This is a genomic window from Butyricimonas faecalis, from assembly GCF_003991565.1.
Lineage (GTDB): Bacteria > Bacteroidota > Bacteroidia > Bacteroidales > Marinifilaceae > Butyricimonas > Butyricimonas faecalis.
This window is the reverse complement of the sequence record NZ_CP032819.1, coordinates 1324036-1346195: the sequence shown is the minus strand read 5'-3', so window position 1 is coordinate 1346195 and position 22160 is coordinate 1324036. Positions and strand designations below refer to the sequence as shown.

At 45.0% G+C, this 22160-nt stretch carries 26 protein-coding genes and 1 pseudogene; 26 read left to right on the top strand and 1 reads right to left on the bottom strand.

What is annotated here, in order from left to right; translation table 11 throughout:
* Positions 1-619 precede the first annotated feature (619 nt).
* The 25 genes and pseudogenes from D8S85_RS06050 (at position 620) to D8S85_RS05915 (ending at position 21434) form a co-directional block, all read left to right on the top strand.
* Positions 620-1171, top strand: a complete 552-nt coding sequence (locus tag D8S85_RS06050) for a UpxY family transcription antiterminator (protein WP_004292758.1) — start codon at positions 620-622, stop codon at positions 1169-1171.
* A gap of 103 nt (positions 1172-1274) precedes the next feature.
* Positions 1275-1664 carry a hypothetical protein gene (locus D8S85_RS06045; RefSeq protein WP_004292759.1) on the top strand — a complete coding sequence of 130 codons (390 nt, stop codon included), beginning with the start codon at positions 1275-1277 and terminating at the stop codon, positions 1662-1664.
* 19 nt (positions 1665-1683) lie between these two features.
* Positions 1684-2505 carry a polysaccharide biosynthesis/export family protein gene (locus tag D8S85_RS06040; RefSeq protein ID WP_004292760.1) on the top strand — a complete coding sequence of 274 codons (822 nt, stop codon included), beginning with the start codon at positions 1684-1686 and terminating at the stop codon, positions 2503-2505.
* A gap of 18 nt (positions 2506-2523) precedes the next feature.
* Entirely contained in the window at positions 2524-3300 is a 777-nt protein-coding gene (locus D8S85_RS06035; protein ID WP_127074890.1) for a helix-turn-helix domain-containing protein, read from the top strand.
* Positions 3301-3324: 24 nt separating this feature from the next.
* On the top strand, positions 3325-4095 hold the full coding sequence (locus tag D8S85_RS06030; protein WP_002578723.1) for a nucleoside phosphorylase: 771 nt from the start codon (positions 3325-3327) through the stop codon (positions 4093-4095).
* 24 nt (positions 4096-4119) lie between these two features.
* Entirely contained in the window at positions 4120-4896 is a 777-nt protein-coding gene (locus D8S85_RS06025; RefSeq protein ID WP_002578722.1) for an ANT(9) family aminoglycoside nucleotidyltransferase, read from the top strand.
* A gap of 199 nt (positions 4897-5095) precedes the next feature.
* Positions 5096-5641 (top strand): AAA family ATPase, encoded by a 546-nt coding sequence (locus D8S85_RS06020; RefSeq protein WP_127074889.1) that lies wholly within the window; start codon positions 5096-5098, stop codon positions 5639-5641.
* Positions 5642-5700: 59 nt separating this feature from the next.
* Positions 5701-6618 carry an aminoglycoside phosphotransferase family protein gene (locus D8S85_RS06015; RefSeq protein WP_002779679.1) on the top strand — a complete coding sequence of 306 codons (918 nt, stop codon included), beginning with the start codon at positions 5701-5703 and terminating at the stop codon, positions 6616-6618.
* 4 nt (positions 6619-6622) lie between these two features.
* Complete coding sequence (locus tag D8S85_RS06010; protein ID WP_057991049.1) at positions 6623-7042, top strand: pyroglutamyl-peptidase I family protein; 420 nt, start codon at positions 6623-6625, stop codon at positions 7040-7042.
* A 156-nt stretch (positions 7043-7198) separates the two neighbouring features.
* Positions 7199-7744: an AAA family ATPase gene (locus tag D8S85_RS06005; protein ID WP_004292764.1), complete on the top strand. Its 546-nt coding sequence runs from the start codon at positions 7199-7201 to the stop codon at positions 7742-7744.
* Between the two features lie 33 nt (positions 7745-7777).
* The gene (locus D8S85_RS06000; protein WP_007215979.1) at positions 7778-8656 is read left to right on the top strand and encodes a class I SAM-dependent methyltransferase; all 879 of its coding nucleotides are present in this window, start codon (positions 7778-7780) and stop codon (positions 8654-8656) included.
* A 35-nt stretch (positions 8657-8691) separates the two neighbouring features.
* The gene (erm(B), locus tag D8S85_RS05995; RefSeq protein ID WP_127074888.1) at positions 8692-9453 is read left to right on the top strand and encodes a 23S rRNA (adenine(2058)-N(6))-methyltransferase Erm(B); all 762 of its coding nucleotides are present in this window, start codon (positions 8692-8694) and stop codon (positions 9451-9453) included.
* A 145-nt stretch (positions 9454-9598) separates the two neighbouring features.
* Positions 9599-9928, top strand: coding sequence for a topoisomerase DNA-binding C4 zinc finger domain-containing protein (locus D8S85_RS05985; protein ID WP_205702830.1), 330 nt, complete (start codon positions 9599-9601; stop codon positions 9926-9928).
* 186 nt (positions 9929-10114) lie between these two features.
* Positions 10115-10909 carry an aminoglycoside O-phosphotransferase APH(3')-IIIa gene (gene aph(3')-IIIa, locus D8S85_RS05975; protein ID WP_001096887.1) on the top strand — a complete coding sequence of 265 codons (795 nt, stop codon included), beginning with the start codon at positions 10115-10117 and terminating at the stop codon, positions 10907-10909.
* Positions 10910-10994: 85 nt separating this feature from the next.
* Positions 10995-11132 (top strand): annotated as a pseudogene (locus D8S85_RS05970) (hypothetical protein); the annotation flags it as partial.
* Position 11133: 1 nt separating this feature from the next.
* A complete protein-coding gene (locus tag D8S85_RS05965; RefSeq protein ID WP_007857419.1) occupies positions 11134-12000 on the top strand; it encodes a methyltransferase domain-containing protein in 867 nt (288 codons plus the stop codon).
* Entirely contained in the window at positions 11997-12236 is a 240-nt protein-coding gene (locus D8S85_RS22230; RefSeq protein WP_071585656.1) for an aspartate/glutamate racemase family protein, read from the top strand. The genes D8S85_RS05965 and D8S85_RS22230 overlap by 4 nt, the downstream gene beginning before the upstream one ends.
* A 156-nt stretch (positions 12237-12392) precedes the next feature.
* Positions 12393-13259: an aminoglycoside 6-adenylyltransferase AadE gene (locus tag D8S85_RS05955; protein ID WP_001255868.1), complete on the top strand. Its 867-nt coding sequence runs from the start codon at positions 12393-12395 to the stop codon at positions 13257-13259.
* 87 nt (positions 13260-13346) lie between these two features.
* Entirely contained in the window at positions 13347-13820 is a 474-nt protein-coding gene (locus D8S85_RS21640; protein ID WP_021416145.1) for a hypothetical protein, read from the top strand.
* 282 nt (positions 13821-14102) lie between these two features.
* A complete protein-coding gene (locus tag D8S85_RS05940; RefSeq protein ID WP_004292788.1) occupies positions 14103-15062 on the top strand; it encodes a hypothetical protein in 960 nt (319 codons plus the stop codon).
* Positions 15059-15823, top strand: a complete 765-nt coding sequence (locus D8S85_RS05935) for a YjbH domain-containing protein (protein WP_004322045.1) — start codon at positions 15059-15061, stop codon at positions 15821-15823. Before D8S85_RS05940 ends, D8S85_RS05935 begins: the two co-directional genes overlap by 4 nt.
* Before the next feature lie 80 nt (positions 15824-15903).
* A complete protein-coding gene (locus tag D8S85_RS05930) occupies positions 15904-17106 on the top strand; it encodes a beta-sandwich domain-containing protein (protein ID WP_004292790.1) in 1203 nt (400 codons plus the stop codon).
* 529 nt (positions 17107-17635) lie between these two features.
* Complete coding sequence (locus tag D8S85_RS22225) at positions 17636-19951, top strand: hybrid sensor histidine kinase/response regulator (protein ID WP_004292791.1); 2316 nt, start codon at positions 17636-17638, stop codon at positions 19949-19951.
* Positions 19939-21240, top strand: coding sequence for a sigma-54-dependent transcriptional regulator (locus D8S85_RS05920; protein WP_004292796.1), 1302 nt, complete (start codon positions 19939-19941; stop codon positions 21238-21240). The genes D8S85_RS22225 and D8S85_RS05920 overlap by 13 nt, the downstream gene beginning before the upstream one ends.
* 26 nt (positions 21241-21266) lie before the next feature.
* Positions 21267-21434 carry a hypothetical protein gene (locus tag D8S85_RS05915; RefSeq protein ID WP_008673580.1) on the top strand — a complete coding sequence of 56 codons (168 nt, stop codon included), beginning with the start codon at positions 21267-21269 and terminating at the stop codon, positions 21432-21434.
* Positions 21435-21576: 142 nt separating this feature from the next.
* Here the strand turns inward: D8S85_RS05915 and D8S85_RS21845 are convergent, their stop codons facing one another.
* Positions 21577-21744 (bottom strand): hypothetical protein, encoded by a 168-nt coding sequence (locus D8S85_RS21845; protein WP_232305454.1) that lies wholly within the window; start codon positions 21742-21744, stop codon positions 21577-21579.
* A gap of 24 nt (positions 21745-21768) precedes the next feature.
* On the opposite strand from D8S85_RS21845, the gene D8S85_RS21840 reads away from it, so the two are divergent.
* A complete protein-coding gene (locus D8S85_RS21840) occupies positions 21769-22143 on the top strand; it encodes an RteC domain-containing protein (RefSeq protein ID WP_229070404.1) in 375 nt (124 codons plus the stop codon).
* Positions 22144-22160: the final 17 nt, after the last annotated feature.

Below are 22160 nucleotides of genomic sequence, written 5' to 3'. Positions count from 1 at the left end.
GAGAGATGTACCGATTCAAGGCCTGAGAGCGCGATGTACATTCTGTAGTGGTAGCCTCATTAAAGGTACAGCTATCCTTTGTATATAAGCGGATTAGGGGGGGAATAAAATGCGAATCGACAAGAAAACCGTTGGGAAAAAGGCTTGGCGGTAGAAAGTGGATTTGTTCGACAAATCGGTGTATCTCTCCGTAAGAGATGTATTTCGCATGCAAAGTTACACACAATTGTTGGGAAAACGGTGATAAATACCAAAAAAGTTAAGAAATGAATAGTTTCCAATACGTCCTTAAAAAGGATTTGTCGAACAGTTGTTTGACAAATTGTAATTATTACATTTTATACTTCATTGGATATCACCTAATTATCTCCAATTGCTAAACATGATACATCTCTTACGGAGAGATGTACCGATAATGTACATGATTTCGAGTCTACCAAAGTACGATTGAGGTCATGCCGAAATAAGATAATGATAGCATATATAATGCTGGGGAATTTCCCCGAACTTTTGGATAATACCGTTGTAACTACATGTGTTTCAATATATAATAAACACTTGGAGGAGTCGGAAATGTATCCCTTCACCAACTAAGGCGTAAGGCTATCCATTTATTATCATGGACGAAATACTACCTATAGAGGATAAACTGCACTGGTATGCCATGCGTGACCTCAAACGCAGACATGCCAAATTGCCCGCCTACAAGATGTTCGAGAACTTGAAGGTGCAGTGTTTCACTCCTATGGTGCATCGTTTGGTCGTAGTTGGTGGCAAGCGGGTGGATCAGGAAGTGCCTTTCATGCAGGACTTGCTTTTCGTGAAAGACACGAGGGAGCATCTTGATGCCATTGTGGAGAGTACCCCCAAGCTTCAATACCGTTACAAGCTCGGTGTACAGCACACTCCTATCATCGTCCCTGTCGCAGATATGGAACGTTTCATCAAGGCGGTAGAAGCCAGTGATAATCCTAAGTTCTATTCCCCTGACGAGGTGACACCGGAGATGAGAAACCGGAAAATCCGCATCATCGGCGGGCAGTTGGACGGATATACGGGCACATTGGTGACCACACGTGGTTCGAAGACAAAAAGGCTGCTGGTGGAACTGCCCACCTTGTTGGCTGCCTCCATAGAAGTAGAAGCGGAGTATATTCAGCTTATTCCATGAGGATATGAACCGATTGTAAATTTTTCCCTAACAAACAGGAAAAATCAATCCCCCTTGCGACCGAAAATTAATGCTATTATAAATTGATTTAATCACAATTTCAATGAACAGGTTCGGCATAGAGCTTGGCAAGTTGATGGAGAATCATCTGTCAGACATACTTTTCAGTGAGCGTTCCAATAGAGAGCATATTCATCTGTACCGTGTTGATAATTATTGGGTGGCATTCGAACGTTCTGCTTTTCACCTTTGTCACATCTATACGAAATCGGTTATTAATGCGATGAAAGTGTTTCGTGTGCCCCTCCCTATTGTTGTGACAAGTGTAGAGGACAGGGAAATGCCATTTGCCGTAGGTGACATGGAGTGTATGAAAAGAACATTTGTAGAAAGGATATACAAGACAGGAAAGCCAGTTGACGGCAAATCATTCAATGAATGGCACTACCAAAACACCATAGTATTTCAAGACACAGGCTATAGAAGGTCTTAAACAAAGAAAAATCAGGAATATGAGTATAAATAAAGTATTTTACATCTTGCTCATTGTCGCAAGTACAGTGACACTGGGCTCGTGCGGTTCTTCCAAGGAAGTAGTTTATTTCCAGGATTTGAGACCCGGGGAAACAGAAATCAAGTTGCCTGAAGTGAAAGCCATTACAGTCCGACCGGAGGATAAGATTTCCATTATCGTCAACAGCCGTGACCCCCAGTTGACGGACTTGTTCAACCTGCCTTATGTGTCCAGGCAATTGGGTCAGTCTTTAAGGACAAATGGCGTGACGGCTTCAAGCAATCAAGGAGTATCCGCTTATACCGTAGATGCCAACGGTAAGATAGATTTTCCTGTACTTGGCAAGATACACGTGGCCGGAATGAAGCGGGAAGAAATCGCCGAATGTATCAAGAACGAATTGATAAAGGAGAATTTGGTGAAAGACCCTGTCGTGACCGTGGAATTTGCCAATCTCTGCATATCCGTGTTGGGCGAGGTGAACAGTCCGGGACGTTTCAGCATTGACCGGGACAGGCTGACCATACTCGATGCACTCAGCATGGCAGGCGACCTGACCATCTACGGAAACCGTTCCAAGGTGATGGTGTTACGGCAAGAAGGGGATGTGCAACGGGTGTACGGACTGAACCTCACTTCCGGCGAACACATCTATTCTTCACCCGCCTATTATCTGCAACAGAATGACGTGGTGTATGTGGAACCCAATGAAGTGAAAGCCCGTCAATCTACCGTCAACGGCAACAACGTGCGTTCCACCTCGTTCTGGATTTCGCTGGCATCGTTGCTGACTTCTGTGGCCATCCTCATTTTTAATTAATCACGTCCAATCTAAATATTGTATATCGTGGCAACTCAAAACAATATATCCAAACCTAAACAGAAGGAACTTGCGGAGAAGATAGGTGTTTCCGCTTCCCAGTTGAGCCGCATTGTCAGCGGCGAAACGAGAACGGTCAGCAGTGATATTCTCATAGGTGTGGCAAAGGAATTTAAGGTATCGACAGACTATATACTGGGCTTGTCCACCGTGAGCGTCCGTAAAAGCTACGATATTTCTGAATTAGGCTTGTCCGAGGGAGCCGTGAGGGGGCTCGTGACGGGTGCTGTTGATGTGCAAATCCTCAACCGCCTGTTGGAACACAGGAATTTTCCTAAGCTGATAGATTTGATACGGATTTATTTTCAGGACACAGCGGCAAAAGGCATAACAGCAAGAAACCAGCTTATCGAGATAGCAACGGCTTCCCTGTCCGACCTGATGAAAGAACACCCGGAACACCGGGCGGAAGCAAAGCAGGATTTACAGCTTTTGAACGCCCAGAAGATGGGGGAACATGAGGCGGAGATTGAGAAAATCAAAAATGTGTTCCTGGCTATCCTGCGGGATATTAAGAAAGATATTGAAAACGGGGAACAGCCGGGAGAAGCTGTGACCGCCGCGATGTTCCAAGCCATGCGGGACGCATTGGCGGAACAGAAGCAAAACCCGCTTTCCATTGACGATGTAGCGGCGATGGTTGCCGGACAGATCGGACAGCTTACGCCGATGGATGAAGAAACTGCCGACCTGTTCAAGCAGTTGGCAAAAAAGATGATGAAAGGAATAGAATAATAGCCTGTTATTCGAGATAATAATATGCCATTAGTAAAGCATGACTACCCTGTTTTAGAGTACGATACCGCATCAAAAGCTGTTTTTCAGCCGGGAAATGGGAAAAAATGTTTTCCTGCAAAAGCAGTGTTTGCTTTTTTAGGAGACGAGGTTGAAAATTATGCACATACCCATGATGGAATACAGATAGATGAATTTGAAAGTGCAACAAGACGATATCCTATTTATGAATGTCTTTATAATCAGGAGAAAATATGTCTATGTCCGGCTCCTGTGGGAAGTGCTGCTGCCGTCCAAGTTTTAGAATATTTAATTGCAGGGGGTGTAACAAAGATTATTTCCGTCGGCTCCTGCGGCGTATTGGAAGACATCCCGGAAAATAGATTTTTGATACCTGTTTCTGCATTGAGAGATGAGGGAACATCTTACCATTATCTTCCTCCCTCCCGAGAAGTAGAGATTTCAAAGGCTGGTATAAATGCGATTGAATCTGCTTTAAGCCAAAAGAATATACCATATTGGGAAGTTAAAACATGGACAACAGACGGTTTTTATCGAGAAACAGTAGAAATGGTTCAGTATCGGAAAGAAGAGGGATGTCAAGTAGTAGAAATGGAATGTTCCGCATTGGCGGCGTGTGCAAAATTTAGAAAAGTTACATGGGCTATGCTGCTTTTTTCAGCCGATACTCTTGCAGACCCTCATAAATACCAAGAAAGAGAATGGGGAAAAACAAGTATATCCATAGCCTTAGAATTAGCCTTAGACGCTGTTTTATCAGTTGTTGAGGAGTAAAAATAAATACATATAGGAGTTACAATGAATATAAATGAATTTCCACAACAAGTAAATCAAGTTATTTCAATAGCAGAAACCATATTACAAGGTCAAATATTGGGGATATATTTATATGGTTCAGCAACAATGAATGGGCTGCGTCCAGATAGTGATATAGATATACTGATAATTACTAAACAAGAATTGAGTAATTCAATCAGAGCAGATCTAACAAAGCAATTATTGAAAATTTCTGGCTCCGTAGGCTGTATTGAAAAAAGACCTTTAGAGGTAACTATTATCAATCAATCTGATATTGTTCCGTTGCAATTTCCGCCAAAATGTCAGTATATGTATGGTGAATGGCTAAGGGGAGAGATGGAAGCAGGAGAATATCCGCAAGCCTGCAATGACCCAGATATAATGATTTTATTATGGCAAGCAAGAAAAAATAGCATAACTTTGAAGGGGGCGGAAAGCAAAGAGCTTATTCCCGCTATCCCATTTCACGAAATTAAAAAAGCAATTCGGTTTTCTTTACCTGGTTTGATTTCCAGCTTTAAGGGTGATGAAAGAAATGTGTTATTAACCTTATCACGAATGTGGTTTACTTTAGTAACAGAAGAAATCACGACAAAAGATGTTGCCGCAAAATGGGTAATTTTAAAATTGCCGGAGAGATTTCCCCCCCTGCTAACAACGGCAAAGGAAGCTTATTTGGGAAATTTGTCTGATGAATGGGAGACAGTAGAAAAGGAAGCGATGGCACTTGTAGAATATATGAAAAAACAAATTGAGGAATTACTTAGAACAGAGTAGCAAAGTTAGCGGGGCCAATCAACGGTCAAGATGAACGGCGCATAAATGCGCCGCCGTTGACAGTCCCGCCCGTCTTTGTTGATGGGCAATCAAGGCGGGAAAGCCCTAAAATGGCTTCCCGCCCATTTCAATCTTGAGAGAAGAAACGCTCCAAAATCAGAAAGAGAGCGGTAAATCTGAATTGCGAGGGAGAATGTAGATGAATCAAGGAAGAATTATTGTGATTACAGGTTCGCCGGGAACAGGAAAGACAACAACTGCGTCGATTGTCGCAAAAGAATCGAACATGGATAAATCTGTGCATATGCACACAGACGACTTTTTTCATTATTTAAGCAAAGGAGCAATACCGCCGCATTTACCAGAGTCCAACGAACAAAATTTAGTTGTCATTGAAGCCTTTTTAGAAGCTGCAAAGCGCTATGCCCGCGGCGGATATGATGTAATTGTAGATGGAATTGTCGGGCCGTGGTTTTTAGAACCATGGAGAGCCCTTGTTCGAGAAGATTATGAAGTACACTATATTGTTTTAAGAGCCAGTAAAGAAGAAACTATGAAACGAGCTGTGGAACGTTCAAAATTAGACAGAAAAACAAATGTTGAATTAGTAGAAACAATGTGGGAGCAATTTTGTAATTTGGGGATATATGAATCGAGTGTTGTAGATACGACCAATTATTCCATTCAAGAAACTGTTTCCGCAGTACAAGAAAAAATCGCAAGTAGGGCAGCGTTGTTGTCTTAGATTTTTTTGCTTTTTTGTGGTATATTATCCTCAGACAGAGCTAAAAGAGAGAGCGGAACATGAAAAGCGATTATTCAAAAGAAAGCATCACAGAGTTTTTAAGCCGAAAGTACGGTGAGGATATAAGGCTTTTTCCGATAAAAGAAGGGCAGGAGTCACAGGCGTATTGGTTTTCGCGTGGCGGCAGAGAATATGTCGTGCGCATAAATTCAAATATGGAAGGCTTCAAAAAAGACAAATACGCCTATGAGCACTTCCGCTCGGATAGAGTTCCTATTCCAGAGGTTGTTGAAACAGGCAACTTTGACGGCACGCACTACTTCTGCATCAGCGTAAAAGCGGACGGGATTACATATGAGGACTCCGATGAAGAAACGGTTGTGCGACTGCTCGGCGATATTACGGATGTAACCGAAGCAATATCGCGAACCGATATATCAGGCACTTCCGGCTGCGGCGTGTTTGACAGCGATACGGGAAACGCTCCGTTTTACAGCTGGAGAGAATATCTTGCGGAGGTATTCGAGAGAGACTGGACGGCGGTAAGCAGGAGCTATGTTAACCTCTCACTCATCGACGAGCTTCTCGCGGCATATCGTGAGCTTATATCTTATTGCCCGGAAGAAAGAGCGCTGTTCCACGGGGATTTCGGCTCGAATAATGTTATCGTAGGCAAAAAATCGAGGATAAGTGGCGTTATAGACTGGGACTGCGCGGCTTACGGGGACTTTCTTTACGACATCGCGACCGCGTATTTTTGGCGGACATGGCTCATGTGCATGGAAAAAACTGCGGCGTATTGGGAGAGAAAATACTCTCACCTGCCGAGATATACCGAGCGAATTTTATGCTATGAGCTGCGGATAGGGCTGACGGAAATATACGAAAACGCTGTCGAAAACGATACTGAGACAACAGAGTGGCTTCAAAACAGGTGCCGCGAGATTTTGAGAGAATACAGACAAAGAAAGGCATGATAAAATGAGAATACTGTTCACAGGCTTTGACCCGTTCGGGGGAGAGAAAATCAATCCTGCGGGAGAAGCCGTAAAAATGATGAAAAACGAAATACAAGGCGCGGAAATTTTAAAGCTCGAAGTGCCGACGGTGTTTGGAAAGGCAGGAGAGGTTCTTAAAAAAGCGGTGGAGCAATACAGACCCGACGCGGTGGTGTGCGTAGGTCAAGCCGGAGGGAGAGCCGCCATTACTCCCGAGATGATAACCGTGAACATAATGGACGCGCGCATTCCCGACAACGCCGGAAACAAGCCGTGCCACGAGCTTATAATAAAAGAGGGAAGAGAAGCGTATTTTTCCTCACTTCCGGTGAAGGATATCGAGAAAAATCTAAATGATAACGGAATTCCGTCGTCGGTATCGTATGGAGCGGACAACGAGTAAAAGAGTGACCGCCGAGATAACCCATTGCTCGGCGGTGTTCCTTTCCAAGTTAATTGCGTGATATAGATTGAAAAGTGGATAGATTTATGATATAGTGGATAGATTTATGATATAATGAGTTATCAACAAATCGGAATTTGTGGAGGTAAAATATAGATGAATCAAGGTAGAATTATTGTAATCACAGGTGCGCCGGGGACAGGAAAAACTACAACGGCATCTGCTGTTGCAAAAGAATCAGATTTGGAAAAGTCTGTGCATATGCACACAGATGACTTTTATCATTATTTGAGTAAAGGGGCAATACCACCGCATTTGCCAGAATCAAATGAGCAAAATTTGATTGTCATTGAAGCGTTTTTAGAAGCTGCGAAGCGATATGCTCGTGGGGGATATGATGTAATTGTTGACGGTATTATCGGACCGTGGTTTTTAAAGCCGTGGCAAAGTCTTGTTCGGGAACATTATGAGGTGCATTATATTATTTTAAGGGCAAGTAAGGAAGAAACCTTAAAGCGGGCTGTTGAACGCTCAAAGTTAGACCGAAAGACAAATATCGAATTGGTAGAAACCATGTGGGAGCAATTTTGCAATCTGGGAATATATGAATCGAATGTTGTAGATACGACCAATTATTCCATTCAAGAAACTGTTTCCGCAGTACAAGAAAAAATCGCAAGTAGGGCAGCATTGTTGTCTTAGATTGTTTTGGTGCAATTCCCATTTATCGAGCAGATGAAGTTGGGGAGCCGCCTGGAGGCGGCGGTGCCGAAGGATAAAATAGGAGATGTTAAGGTTATGAATAATGAATACGATAATGAGAAGTTTTTTGAAGAATATGCAAAGATGTCCCGCAGTAAAGAGGGGTTAAAAGCTGCTGGTGAATGGCATCAATTAAAACCTTTGTTTCCTTCGTTAGAAGGAAAATCTGTTCTTGACTTGGGGTGCGGATATGGCTGGCACTGCAAGTTCGCAGAAGAACAAGGAGCTACAAAAATATTAGGGATCGATTTAAGTAAGAAAATGATTGAGGAAGCCCAAAAGCGCAATTCAGGAAATCAAATTGAATATCGTATTAGCGGATTAGAGGAATATGACTATCCAGAAAATGAATGGGATTGTGTTATATCTAATTTAGCTCTGCACTATATAGAGGACATAGTGGAAATATTTCAAAAAGTGTATAGGACATTAAAACCAGGTGGAATTTTTCTTTTTAATATCGAACACCCTGTTTTTACCGCAGGAGTTGGGCAGGATTGGATTTATACAGATGATGGGAAACCGCAATATTGGGCGATTGATAATTACTTTATAACAGGAGAACGAAATACACATTTTTTAGGATGTGATGTAGTAAAACAACATCACACACTTACACAGATTATAATGGGATTGCTGAACAATGGGTTTGAGCTTAAAGTTGTAGAGGAAGCAGACTTTTTAGAAGAATTTGATCCACGCTATAACGAAGAAGGTGTATCAGAACTTGATGAACAATTTGAGCGGTTGCCAGACGGACACGAAGCAAAACGCAGTTACTATTTAGGCTTCCGACAAGCACAAAGTGAAGCAAGACCAAACATTGTTATTAGTCTATTGAAGTTAAATTAGATGCTAAAAATTTGTAATTAAGAAGGAGTGATTACATGAACAAAAATATAAAATATTCTCAAAACTTTAATATAAAATATTCTCAAAACTTTTTAACGAGTGAAAAAGTACTCAACCAAATAATAAAACAATTGAATTTAAAAGAAACCGATACCGTTTACGAAATTGGAACAGGTAAAGGGCATTTAACGACGAAACTGGCTAAAATAAGTAAACAGGTAACGTCTATTGAATTAGACAGTCATCTATTCAACTTATCGTCAGAAAAATTAAAACTGAATACTCGTGTCACTTTAATTCACCAAGATATTCTACAGTTTCAATTCCCTAACAAACAGAGGTATAAAATTGTTGGGAGTATTCCTTACCATTTAAGCACACAAATTATTAAAAAAGTGGTTTTTGAAAGCCATGCGTCTGACATCTATCTGATTGTTGCAGAAGGATTCTACAAGCGTACCTTGGATATTCACCGAACACTAGGGTTGCTCTTGCACACTCAAGTCTCGATTCAGCAATTGCTTAAGCTGCCAGCGGAATGCTTTCATCCTAAACCAAAAGTAAACAGTGTCTTAATAAAACTTACCCGCCATACCACAGATGTTCCAGATAAATATTGGAAGCTATATACGTACTTTGTTTCAAAATGGGTCAATCGAGAATATCGTCAACTGTTTACTAAAAATCAGTTTCATCAAGCAATGAAACACGCCAAAGTAAACAATTTAAGTACCGTTACTTATGAGCAAGTATTGTCTATTTTTAATAGTTATCTATTATTTAACGGGAGGAAATAATTCTATGAGTCGCTTTTGTAAATTTGGAAAGTTACACGTTACTAAAGGGAATGTAGATAAATTATTAGGTATACTACTGACAGCTTCCAAGGAGCTAAAGAGGTCCCTAGCGCCTACGGGGAATTTGTATCGATAAGGGGTACAAATTCCCACTAAGCGCTCGGGACCCCTTGTAGGAAAATGTCCTAAGTGTGGCAACAATATTGTATTAAAAAAATCGTTTTATGGTTGTTCAAATTATCCTGAATGTAACTTTTTTATGTTTGAAGCAGGGTTCTCTTTAATGTTTGTAAAAGCAAATTCGGGAACAGACGATAAATATTATATTGCGGGTCATGTTTTTCGTATAGTTTCATGTTTAAATCAAGTGTTATTTGCATGTAATAATGCTTATTGTATCAACGAAAAGAAAGCTATAAAACTGCTTGAAACTTTTGAACATAAACCTGAAAAATATACCGAGAAGGTATCATAATTGTGGTTTCAAAATCGGCTCCGTCGATACTATGTTATACGCCAACTTTGAAAACAACTTTGAAAAAGCTGTTTTCTGGTATTTAAGGTTTTAGAATGCAAGGAACAGTGAATTGGAGTTCGTCTTGTTATAATTAGCTTCTTGGGGTATCTTTAAATACTGTAGAAAAGAGGAAGGAAATAATAAATGGCTAAAATGAGAATATCACCGGAATTGAAAAAACTGATCGAAAAATACCGCTGCGTAAAAGATACGGAAGGAATGTCTCCTGCTAAGGTATATAAGCTGGTGGGAGAAAATGAAAACCTATATTTAAAAATGACGGACAGCCGGTATAAAGGGACCACCTATGATGTGGAACGGGAAAAGGACATGATGCTATGGCTGGAAGGAAAGCTGCCTGTTCCAAAGGTCCTGCACTTTGAACGGCATGATGGCTGGAGCAATCTGCTCATGAGTGAGGCCGATGGCGTCCTTTGCTCGGAAGAGTATGAAGATGAACAAAGCCCTGAAAAGATTATCGAGCTGTATGCGGAGTGCATCAGGCTCTTTCACTCCATCGACATATCGGATTGTCCCTATACGAATAGCTTAGACAGCCGCTTAGCCGAATTGGATTACTTACTGAATAACGATCTGGCCGATGTGGATTGCGAAAACTGGGAAGAAGACACTCCATTTAAAGATCCGCGCGAGCTGTATGATTTTTTAAAGACGGAAAAGCCCGAAGAGGAACTTGTCTTTTCCCACGGCGACCTGGGAGACAGCAACATCTTTGTGAAAGATGGCAAAGTAAGTGGCTTTATTGATCTTGGGAGAAGCGGCAGGGCGGACAAGTGGTATGACATTGCCTTCTGCGTCCGGTCGATCAGGGAGGATATCGGGGAAGAACAGTATGTCGAGCTATTTTTTGACTTACTGGGGATCAAGCCTGATTGGGAGAAAATAAAATATTATATTTTACTGGATGAATTGTTTTAGTACCTAGATTTAGATGTCTAAAAAGCTTTAACTACAAGCTTTTTAGACATCTAATCTTTTCTGAAGTACATCCGCAACTGTCCATTTATTAAACCAATTAAAGCTTGCAAAACGTGTAAATCTTTTTGATTATTCTTTAGAAGAATTACAAGCCGTTCATGAGTATTGGCGGTCAATGAATCGCTATTCAAAACAAGTTTTGAATAAAGAGAAAGTGGCTTAATATGGCAAATATAGTCAATTTTACTGACAAACAATTTGAAAATCGCTTAAATGATAATTTAGAAGAATTGGTTCAAGGAAAAAAAGCGGTTGAATCGCCAACCGCTTTTTTACTTGGTGGGCAACCAGGGTCAGGGAAAACGAGTTTGCGATCAGCAATTCTTGAAGAAACACAAGGGAATGTTATTGTCATTGATAAAGAGGGGTTAAAAGCTGCTGGTGAATGGCATCAATTAAAACCTTTGTTTCCTTCGTTAGAAGGAAAATCTGTTCTTGACTTGGGGTGCGGATATGGCTGGCACTGCAAGTTCGCAGAAGAACAAGGAGCTACAAAAATATTAGGGATCGATTTAAGTAAGAAAATGATTGAGGAAGCCCAAAAGCGCAATTCAGGAAATCAAATTGAATATCGTATTAGCGGATTAGAGGAATATGACTATCCAGAAAATGAATGGGATTGTGTTATATCTAATTTAGCTCTGCACTATATAGAGGACATAGTGGAAATATTTCAAAAAGTGTATAGGACATTAAAACCAGGTGGAATTTTTCTTTTTAATATCGAACACCCTGTTTTTACCGCAGGAGTTGGGCAGGATTGGATTTATACAGATGATGGGAAACCGCAATATTGGGCGATTGATAATTACTTTATAACAGGAGAACGAAATACACATTTTTTAGGATGTGATGTAGTAAAACAACATCACACACTTACACAGATTATAATGGGATTGCTGAACAATGGGTTTGAGCTTAAAGTTGTAGAGGAAGCAGAACCGCCTAAAGAGATGATGGATATTCCGGGTATGGAAGATGAACTTCGCCGCCCGATGATGTTACTTGTAAAGGCGATAGCGAAAAAATAATATCTCTATTAGGAAAACTGATATACCCCAATTTAGAGAATGGCATAGTAATTCCTAGTGATAAAGAGAAAATGATTGCACTGGCAAATAAATACATTGAAAAAGAAAATGTAGATGCACTCATTCTCGCCTGTACGGAGCTGCCACTTGCCATAAAGCCCGAAGATGTTAATGTGCCAATCGTGAATACAACCCAAGTACATATCAATGCAATTTACCAATATGCAATTCGATAAAAATAGCAAAGCCAGCCGAGCCAGTCAACGGTCAAGATGAACGGCGCATTTCATGCGCCGCCGTTGACAGCCCCGCCCGTCTTTGCTAAAGGGTAATCAAGGCGGGAAAGCCCTAAAATGGCTTCACACCTATTTCAATAATTGGAGGAGATAAAAATGAGATCAGAAAAGGAAGTTTATGATATTGTTTTGAATTTTGCAAAAACAGACAAACGCATTCGCATGGTTACTTTGGAAGGATCTAGAACAAATACAAATATTCCGCCTGATGATTTTCAGGATTTTGATATTACTTTTTTTGTTACGGATATGGACAGCTTCACAAGTGATGATAAATGGCTAGATATATTTGGTGAAAGGTTGATTCTGCAAAAGCCGGAAGATATGGAATTATTTCCAGCTGTAGAAAAGGGATTTTCATATTTAATGCTGTTTACTGATGATGTTAAGATAGATTTAACTTTGCTGCCGCTGGAACTGATAGACGAGTATTTTACATGGGATAAACTGGTAAAGTTACTGTTGGATAAAGACAACCGTATCGTAAAGCCGCCAATACCAACGGATATAGACTACCACTTGCAGAAGCCTACTCAAAGAATGTTTGACGATTGCTGTAATGAATTTTGGAATACTACAACATATGTAGTAAAGGGCTTATGCCGCAAAGAAATTCTTTTTGCTATTGACCATATGAATGATATAGTACGAAAAGAATTGCTTCGCATGATTTCCTGGCTGATTGGTATCAAACAGGGATTTCATTTCAGTTTGGGAAAAAACTATAAATTTATGAAGCAATATGTCCCAGAGGAATTGTGGGAACGACTTATGTCCACTTATAATATGGATTCCTATCCCCATATGTGGGAATCCTTTGAACAATGTATGGCATTGTTCCGGGAGGTTTCGTCAGAAGTGGCATGCCAGTTGGATTACCAGTATCCACTATATGATGAAAAAATCAGTAATTATGTGATTCGGCAAAAGAAAAAATATGGCATTGAAGATGATAACAAATAAAATTTTTTCAATCGAAAAAATTTATTTTGATTATTCAATTTTGAAAAACTGAATACCTCAAAATCAGAAAGAGCGCGGACAAGCACTTTGAGGGATTGGCCGCCTTGTCCACCCATCCAGCGGGGCGGCGGGCGGCGGTCAAGGCCGGGTGTAACCCCGTTCATTTCAGCCTTGACGGTTGCCCGCTGTCCTGCTACTTTTCCGGGAGTGTGGCCACAACTTCGGGACACTTTGTCCACAAGTCGGAGCGTAGGACGAGGGACGGGGGCTTTCATATACCTGCCGCCGTTCTCTGAAAACAGGCCGATTTTTTGCTCATTCCCATTCGCAAAAATTCAGCCTGTTTTCCTGCCGGAGCAAACGGGGCGCAAGAAGCACCGCACCCCGTTTCCCCCGTCAGCCACGCCAGCAGGTATAACACACTACACTTTGCAAGCAAAGTCGTGTGCCAAAGGGGGCACCCCTTTGGAAACCCCGGACAACAAAACAGGCGGTATGCTGCCCTCTCCGGGAGCATACCGCCGTTTGTTGTCAGCAGCCCGTTTCACGGTCTGCGTGTAGTTCCTTGTAAACTGACCTAAGGTGGAAGCTAAAACAAAGTTTTATCATGAAGGATTATATTTGGACTAATGAAAGTGTGAATAAATGATTGGGAAAAATAAACCTTTCACCTCTTTTCTGGTGAAAGACTGAAAGGCACTTTGTGCGAGTGTCGTTTCAATGTGAGCCATCTTAGAGTAAAATCAGGATGGCTCACATTGGGTTAAAAGGATGAAGAGAAACTTGCGTTTCGTAGAAAATGTGGTAAAAGGTATCAGATGAAAGATGACCGGGATATGAACTATGACATCAATTAACAATAAAACAATTACGAGCGTATATGAAAAAATGAAAGCTTACGAGAGAATAAGCAAGAAACTGTTCATTTTGCTATTCATGCTGGTCTTTTATGGGTATTCATCCATAATTGCACAGCCGTCCATACCCGCTGGTCAGGTAGATATATTTGTAGGGGCGGATTTCAACTACCGGGATTTGTTTCACAATGGGAAAATATATGAGATTTTGCTGAATCTGACTCCCGGTGTGAAATGGAACATGGGCAAGGGGTGGCAGGCGGCAGCACAGGCATTAGTGCCGGTGTATAACGACTATGGCGACCGATACAAGAAAGTACGGTTGAACATGGCGGTGTTATCTAAAGAGGCGCATTGGCGATCCCGGTGGTTCCTGAAAGCAAGCGGCGGCTTGTTCGGCAGGGAGCGGTATGGATTGGACTTGAAAGGGATGTATGTCGTAAACCGCTGGTTGGCATTGGAAGTGCAGGCTGGATTAACCGGCTATTGTTCAATGGCAGTGGACTGGGAAGCAAGTACCCCCAAACGGATTACCGCCTTGCTGGGCACCGATGTCTATCTGAACAAATGGAATACGCAGTTCCGCGCAAGGGGCGGACGTTTCCTCTATGAAGATTATGGAGCCATAGTTGAAGCCATGCGGCATTTCAACCACTGTACGGTCGGATTGTACGGCGAGTATAGCAACGAGGGCGGCAAGAATGCCGGTTTTAAGGTGGTGATGATGATACCGCCTTACAAGCGGAAACGGCGCACTGTCAATTTCCGTCCGGCTTCTAATTTCCGCCTGACATACAGTATGGAAGGTGACGCCTATGCCAACAAAATGTACACGACCGACCCGGAGGAGAACGAACGCGAGGGCTGGTTTGACCGCAATGCCCTGCAATGGGGCAGCAACACCATGAAGCCGGACTTCTCGGAAAAGGAAGGAGGGCGGAAATGAGAAGATTATTGATTGGCCTCCTTGTCGTGATGGGCTGCATTCCGATATTGAGGGCGCAAGAGTATTCGGGCGTTACCGGCATGATCCACGTGCCCACGGCGGAAATGGCGACAGAGGGAGAAGCCCGTATCGGTTTCTTCTTCCTGAATCAGGAATTTCTTCCTGACACCTACCAGTATGAAGGAGAGAAATTCAACACGACCAACCATTTTCTGGCCATCACCCCCTTCCCTTGGATAGAAATAGCGTATGTCTGTACCATACTGAAGGGGATTGACAACGATGGCCATGTCGGACATAATAAGAAAGACCGGTACTTTCACCTGAAAGTGCGTCCGCTGAAAGAAGGCAAATGGTGGCCTGCAATTGCCATAGGCACCCAGGATCCCGGCAGCAAGGTGAACGAGTCCTATGCCGAAGGCAAATATCCGGTCAACGACTACTTCCAGAATTATTATATAGCCGCCAGCAAACACGTCATGTACAGGCGGAATGAATTTGGTTTTCATTTGACCTACCGCTATTTTACATCGGATTTCAATGCCAAATGGCGGGGCATAGCCGCCGGTATCACCTATCGCCCGTCCTTTGCCAGAAACCTTCGGGCAACGATAGAATATACCGGTGACGATATCAACATCGGCGCAGACTGTTTGTTGTGGAAACACCTCTTTTTGCAGGCAACCTTGCAGAATGGGAAACATTTCACAGGTGGCCTGTGTTTCAAGTTAAACCTGTTGGGCAAGACCCACCCTGATTGAAGACACAAACAATACGGATATAACTACTAGAATACAGAATTTCAAAATAACCTAATTTAATCGTTTAATTATTTTTAGAAATGGAAAATCTTAGAAATCTATCAAGATGGGGAATGTTCGCATTCCTTAGTGTGGCTTTGTGCACCAGTTTCGTAGGGTGCAGTGACGATGATCCGGATTACAGCAACGTGACGCCGCCCACGGTGTCCGTATCGCACAGTATCAGCGGGCGTGTCACCGGCATGGACGGCAACGGCCTTTCGGCTACCGTGAGCATGAACGGCGAATCGACACAGACCGGCGCAGATGGCACGTTCACTTTTGACGATGTGGATGCCGGAAGTTATACCCTGACGGCTTCCGCTCCGGGGAAACAGTCCAAGGAAACAACCGTCACCGTTGCAGAAAGCGGAAGCGGAGCCAATGTCGTATGGAACGTGTCATTGCCCAATGAAGGCACGACCATTGAAGTAGCCGCCAACGGCGATACGGAGGCCAACGTGACTTCAGAGACCATCGAAGGCAATGACGAGGGCGCGGTCACAGTGGCTGTCACCGTACCCGAGACGGCGGAATTGCCTGCGGGAAGTTCCATCGTGGTTACCCCGCTTTACACGCTGGATGAAGCCGAAGCCAATACCCGTGCCACTTCCCGTGCTGCCGAAAGCGTCATGCTGATTGGTACAAGCGTGGCTTGCACCGATGCGAACGCCACGCTTTCAAGTCCCATCGAATTGGCTTACGATGTGGATGCGGAAGTGGCGCAATCCATCACGGCACAGAAATACGTGAACGGGCAATGGGTGGATGCAGAATATACTGTAGAAGGCGGACAAGTAATCGTGTTTGCCGACCAGTTCACTTCCTATACGTTGCTCTTTGGAGCGGATGTGACTTCTTCCTCCACAAGCACGCCGTTGGCCTTTGAACAAGACCTGTGGGACAACCTGTATGGATCGGGTGACATGACCGTTGGTTCGGCCTCGTTCACTTATCACATCGGAACGGAAATCACTTCGTCCGGGACCAGTCGGATAACCGCTTACCTGATTGAGATTCTGGCCCGCATTGCCGGCGCAGGTGTCACTACGGCTACGGGAACTTACCCCATCAATGTGACCTTGCCCGTCGGTACGGCCTTGCACGTGGCAGGTACTCAACAAGTGACCACTTTGACCGTCTCCGCATTGAACCGTTCCGTCAGTGGAAGACAATACGGTGATGTGGCAGTCGTGACAACCTCTTACAACAGAAACCATAATGGAGGGACGAGTGACAATTGATTGTTGTTTCTCACCTTGTAGACAGATATATTAAAAAGCACTGTCTGCAATTACCTGCAAGTAGTTATAATAGCCGCCCGGAATCAGGACGGCTATTTTTGTAGCTGTATCCGAAGCAGGAAAGAAATCGTAAGTTTTCGGGAACCACAGGTACAACCTTTGCATGTGAAATGGCGACTGCAACTATGAACCCAAATGTTGTAGTCGCCATTGTTTTGTTGTACCTGTATGCAAGTAGTTGCATTGTCTATCAGACTCTCTGTGCATTTTGCATTGTCTGCACTCTTGCCGGATGTTGTAATATCCGTTCGTTCGGATGCCTGCGTTACGCTTGCATAATCCCAATGACTATTTTACAATCAAACACCCGTCATGGTGCGGCTCAATTTGTTTTGAATCGTTCTAAAAAAATAATTATTCATAAACTCTGAACCGGTCGCATGGATTGTGGTTGATAATTTCTATTTTTGCCCATAAACGAGGTAGCACATTCTGATGAGAGAATGCACTACGGATAATATGACTAGCAATGAAAGTATCCTTGACACAAAAGATATATGCCGGGAACTTCCTGTTGCTGGCCGCCATAGTCGGAATGGTGGTTATCCTCTTTCGTGAGCGTAGCCGGATGCGGGAGATAGATTTCGAAGTGCATGACCTGCAATCGGTACGGAATGACATCCATGCCGCACACCTTCACATCACCGAGCTTTCCCTGCTGGGCGAGAGCCTGATCAGCCAAGAAAATGCAGATACGGCAAACTATCGCCAGAAACGGCTGTCCACAGACAGCCTGCTGCTGGCCTTGAAGCCCCGGTGCAGGCAGCATGTACGTCCCGAACAGATAGACACGCTCCGGCACCTGCTTGCCGACAAGGAAATGCACTTGTTCCGTGTCGTGGAAGCCATCGGGATACAGGATGCTGCTGACAGTCTGCTTGTCCACCATCTGCCCAAAGTGGCGGAACGTGCCACCCGCATACGCACCGTGAGGAAAAGAAGGGACAATATACTGGGAGCGTTGGGCGCCAAGAAAACCGTCCGGGTTTTGCCTTCCGCCGGAGAACTGCACGCATTCAGTGACAGCCTGATTGCCATGCAGCAGGAAGGGACGGAGGATATGGAAACCAGTGCCGACAGCCTGTACGCCCGCAATCTGGCATTGAACGCCCGGCTGAACCACCTCATCAAGAATCTGGACAGGCAAGTGCAGGAAGCCTTCTTTCAGCGTGAGCATAAGATAATGGAAGCGCAAAGCCGTTCCACGCTCCTGCTCACCTCTACCTTGTCCACCGCCATCCTCCTTTTAATCCTGTTCCACATCGCCATCCACCGGGAAATCCGCCGCAATCATGGCGAAAAAAAGAAACGCGAAGAACTTATCGGCGAATTGCAGGCGAGCAATGAGAAGAACCGGCAATTGCTGCAATTCCGTCACAACCTGATGCAGACTGTCAGCCATGAAATGCGCACGGCCCTGACGGCGATAAGCGGCAATGCAGAACTCCTGCTCCGGGATGAAGCCCTGGAAGACCGGGTACGCCACATATTAACCGTGCGTGAATCTGCCAGCCGCATGGCTTCCATGACCACCGAGCTGCTGGAATTTTTCAGGCTGGAGATCCATAAAGAAAAGCTGCATATCCGTCCATTCCGCTCCGAGTCAATAGCAACTGTGTTGGAAACGGAGTTCGCCCCTTTGGCTGAAGCCAAAGGAATCGAATTCGTGACTGACAACCAGACGACAGAAGTGCTGGGAGGCGATAAGGAGCGCATATTGCGCATCGGAAGCAACCTGCTCTCCAATGCGGTCAAGTTTACCCGCAGCGGTCGCATTACACTCTGCACGGACTATAAGGACGGCAACTTCATCCTGTACGTGCAGGATACCGGGACGGGCATCCCGGAAGAAAAGCAGGAACAGATTTTCGCCCCCTTCGAACGTCTGGGCAATGCTGTGACTCAGGACGGCTTCGGGCTGGGCCTTGCCATTGTGACCAATCTCGTACAGCTGATGCAGGGTTCTGCTTCCGTACAGAGCAAACCTGGCATAGGAAGCCGCTTCACCGTTGTCCTGCCGCTGCCGAAAGCCGAAGAAGTACCGGAAGAAGAGAAGTCAATGGATGTCCGTCCTTCACTGGCCGGATGTTCCGTGCTGGCCATAGACAACGACCCGGTGACGCTCCGCCTGATGCGCGAGATGTACCTTCAATGTGGCGTTTCATGCGACAACTGCCTTACGTTGGCCGAGCTGACCGACAGGATACGGAGCAAGGATTATGACCTGTTGATAACAGACTTGAGAATGCCGGAAGCGAACGGCTACGAGATTCTGGAACTGCTGCGCATGTCCGACATCGGCAATTCCCGTGAACTTCCCATCGTGGCAGCTACTGCGGCCGGCTATGTATCGGAGGAGGAACTGAAAGAAGCCGGATTTTCCGGATTGCTTCCCAAGCCGTTTTCCATAGACGAACTGATGGAGGCGACACGGCACTGCATCCGTGAAAGAGGGAACCGGCAGCCGGACTTCTCCGCCCTGTTGGCTTTCGGCGACAAGCGGAAAACATTGGAGCAGCTGATTGCCGAAACGGAGAAAGAGATAGAGGAAGTCCGGAAGGCATCCGAAAGGAAAGACTTGACAGCCTTGAACAGCTGGGTACACCATTTGAGGAGCTCATGGATGGTGATACGGACGGAACGCCCCTTGCAGAAGTTGCACGAAGCCATCCACAAGGAACCGTACTCGGACGAAGAAGTCGCCTATGCAGCCCGTGCCGTGTTGGAACAAGGAGAAACCATCATAGAAGCCGCCAGAAAGGAGATGAAGAAATGGGAAAGATAATCGTAGTGGAAGACAACCTTGTGTACAGCAGGTATGTCTGCAATTTTTTGGAAGAAAACGGATACCGGACAGTCAGTACCTCCGATTGCACCGGTGCCCGGAAACTGTTTTCAATGCTGGAAGATGACGACATCGTGCTTGCCGACCTCCGGTTGCCTGACGGTGACGGCATCCTGTTGCTTGAAGAACTGCGCCGCGAGGGGAAGCACAATCCCTACGTCATCATGACGGATTATGCGGAAGTGCCTACCGCCGTGCGTTCCATGAAATCCGGAGCGGAAGACTATATCCCCAAGAAACTGCTGACCAGCCAGCTTCCCGCCATGCTCCAAGACTTGCAGAAAAGGCAGTCATTCCATGAGGAACCCCTGTTCATAAGGGAGAGCGAAGCCTACCAGAAAGTATTCGGACGTCTCCACGTCCTAGCCAAAGCCGACATCTGCGTGATGGTTCGGGGTGAGAACGGTACAGGAAAGAAACATATCGCTGAAAAGATACATGCCCAAAGCGACCGTGCGGACAAACCGTTCGTGACAGTGGACTGCGGGCTGTTATCCGAAAGTCTGGCCGCTTCCGCCTTGTTTGGGCATGAAAAAGGGGCTTTTACCGGGGCGGTCGGGCGCAAGGAAGGCTATTGGTCGGAAGCCGAGGGAGGAACGTTGTTCCTGGATGAGATAGGCAACCTTCCCCTCGGCGTACAGCAGATGCTGCTCTGCGCCATACAGGACAGGCGTTACCGTCCTGTCGGCGGCACAAAAGACAGGAAAGCCAACGTGCGCATCATCACCGCAACGAACGAGAATCTGGAAGAAGCCATATCGGAAAGGCGTTTCCGCCGGGACCTGTATTTCCGATTGAGTGAGTACACCGTGAAAGTACCCCCGCTCAGGGAATGCCCGGAAGACATCCTGCCGCTTGCTGAATTCTTCCGGGAACTTTACAACCAAGAGCATGGCAGACAGGTAAAAGGTTTCGATGCGGAGGCGAAGAAACGGTTGCTGGCCCATGACTGGCCGGGAAACGTACGGGAACTGAAACAGGCGGTCCAATCCGCCGTGCTTTTTGCCCAAGGGGAATTGGTGACGGCGGAAGAATTGAACTTGGATGAGTCCGGAAAGCCTTCCGATCCTGACATTGCCTTGAAAGGGGAATGCATGGAAAAGAAGCGGATATGCCAGGCTTTGGAAAAGGCCGGGCATAATCGGAAAGAGGCCGCCAGACTGCTGGGCATAAGCCGGAGCACGCTGTACGAGAAAATGGACCTGTATGGGATTCAGACGAAGAGGTGACATGGCAGGGGAAAGGACGAAACGGAATGGAAAAAAGCGGAAAGAAAGGGCGGTACTGTGTACGAAAAACGGACACCTGTCCGGAAGTCGGACACGGGAAGGAGGCTGCCTATTCTTCCTTAAAACAAATTTTCGTCTGCCAAGAGCTTGATTTGCAAGAAATTGCATACAAGTTCATCACCATAACATTGTAATTGGACTATCATTTGCTCCTATGGATGTATGTGCGCACATTTCATCCGAGTAAAAACAAAAAATTAGGAACAAATGGAACATCTCACCTTGACGGAAACCGAGTTTTTCCGTCTGATAAGCAATCCCGACAGCCGCACCGGGTTACGCACGGCCTACGATGAGTTTACACAAAGGGTCATCCAACTCTGTCTCATCCCGCCCGAAAGCGGACATCCGGTACACGCCCTGAGCTATGCGGAAACGGAGCTGCAATACCATGAGGCCCTGCAAGGCAGGAGCCATGAGAGCGAACTGAATCTGCATGTACACAAGGCCCTTGCCTTTGTGCGCAAGATGCTACGGTTCCTTGCCCGGGAATACCATCCGTTGCCGCCCTCCCACATGTTTACCGGCGAGAAAACCGGCGCCCCTCCTTCTGATGCCCCTCCGATATGTTGGACAGGCAGCATATCCGACCTAGTGGAATTATTGTACGGGCTCGACACCCTGAAATGTATCAACGGCGGAGAAACCGGTATCCAGGAACTGATGGTCCATTTCTCCCGATTCTTCGGCATGGAGTTGAAGCCCAGTCAGTGCTACAACGCCTATGTGGATATCCGTCGTCGGAAAAATGACAGCCGTACCTATTTCTTCGACCGGGCTTCCGAAAAGCTGAACGAGCGAATCGTGAAAGACGATGAGCGGGAACGGGCACGCAAGAGATGAAAGTTTTTCTGTCTGAT

Coding starts and splice junctions, on each gene's coding strand:
- D8S85_RS06050 (WP_004292758.1), top strand. CDS start 620: ATGGACGAAATACTACCTATAGAGGATAAACTGCACTGGTATGCCATG.
- D8S85_RS06045 (WP_004292759.1), top strand. CDS start 1,275: ATGAACAGGTTCGGCATAGAGCTTGGCAAGTTGATGGAGAATCATCTG.
- D8S85_RS06040 (WP_004292760.1), top strand. CDS start 1,684: ATGAGTATAAATAAAGTATTTTACATCTTGCTCATTGTCGCAAGTACA.
- D8S85_RS06030 (WP_002578723.1), top strand. CDS start 3,325: ATGCCATTAGTAAAGCATGACTACCCTGTTTTAGAGTACGATACCGCA.
- D8S85_RS06025 (WP_002578722.1), top strand. CDS start 4,120: ATGAATATAAATGAATTTCCACAACAAGTAAATCAAGTTATTTCAATA.
- D8S85_RS06020 (WP_127074889.1), top strand. CDS start 5,096: ATGAATCAAGGAAGAATTATTGTGATTACAGGTTCGCCGGGAACAGGA.
- D8S85_RS06015 (WP_002779679.1), top strand. CDS start 5,701: ATGAAAAGCGATTATTCAAAAGAAAGCATCACAGAGTTTTTAAGCCGA.
- D8S85_RS06010 (WP_057991049.1), top strand. CDS start 6,623: ATGAGAATACTGTTCACAGGCTTTGACCCGTTCGGGGGAGAGAAAATC.
- D8S85_RS06005 (WP_004292764.1), top strand. CDS start 7,199: ATGAATCAAGGTAGAATTATTGTAATCACAGGTGCGCCGGGGACAGGA.
- D8S85_RS06000 (WP_007215979.1), top strand. CDS start 7,778: ATGAAGTTGGGGAGCCGCCTGGAGGCGGCGGTGCCGAAGGATAAAATA.
- D8S85_RS05965 (WP_007857419.1), top strand. CDS start 11,134: ATGGCAAATATAGTCAATTTTACTGACAAACAATTTGAAAATCGCTTA.
- D8S85_RS05955 (WP_001255868.1), top strand. CDS start 12,393: ATGAGATCAGAAAAGGAAGTTTATGATATTGTTTTGAATTTTGCAAAA.
- D8S85_RS05940 (WP_004292788.1), top strand. CDS start 14,103: ATGACATCAATTAACAATAAAACAATTACGAGCGTATATGAAAAAATG.
- D8S85_RS05935 (WP_004322045.1), top strand. CDS start 15,059: ATGAGAAGATTATTGATTGGCCTCCTTGTCGTGATGGGCTGCATTCCG.
- D8S85_RS05930 (WP_004292790.1), top strand. CDS start 15,904: ATGGAAAATCTTAGAAATCTATCAAGATGGGGAATGTTCGCATTCCTT.
- D8S85_RS22225 (WP_004292791.1), top strand. CDS start 17,636: ATGAAAGTATCCTTGACACAAAAGATATATGCCGGGAACTTCCTGTTG.
- D8S85_RS05920 (WP_004292796.1), top strand. CDS start 19,939: ATGGGAAAGATAATCGTAGTGGAAGACAACCTTGTGTACAGCAGGTAT.
- D8S85_RS05915 (WP_008673580.1), top strand. CDS start 21,267: ATGGAAAAAAGCGGAAAGAAAGGGCGGTACTGTGTACGAAAAACGGAC.
- D8S85_RS21840 (WP_229070404.1), top strand. CDS start 21,769: ATGCTACGGTTCCTTGCCCGGGAATACCATCCGTTGCCGCCCTCCCAC.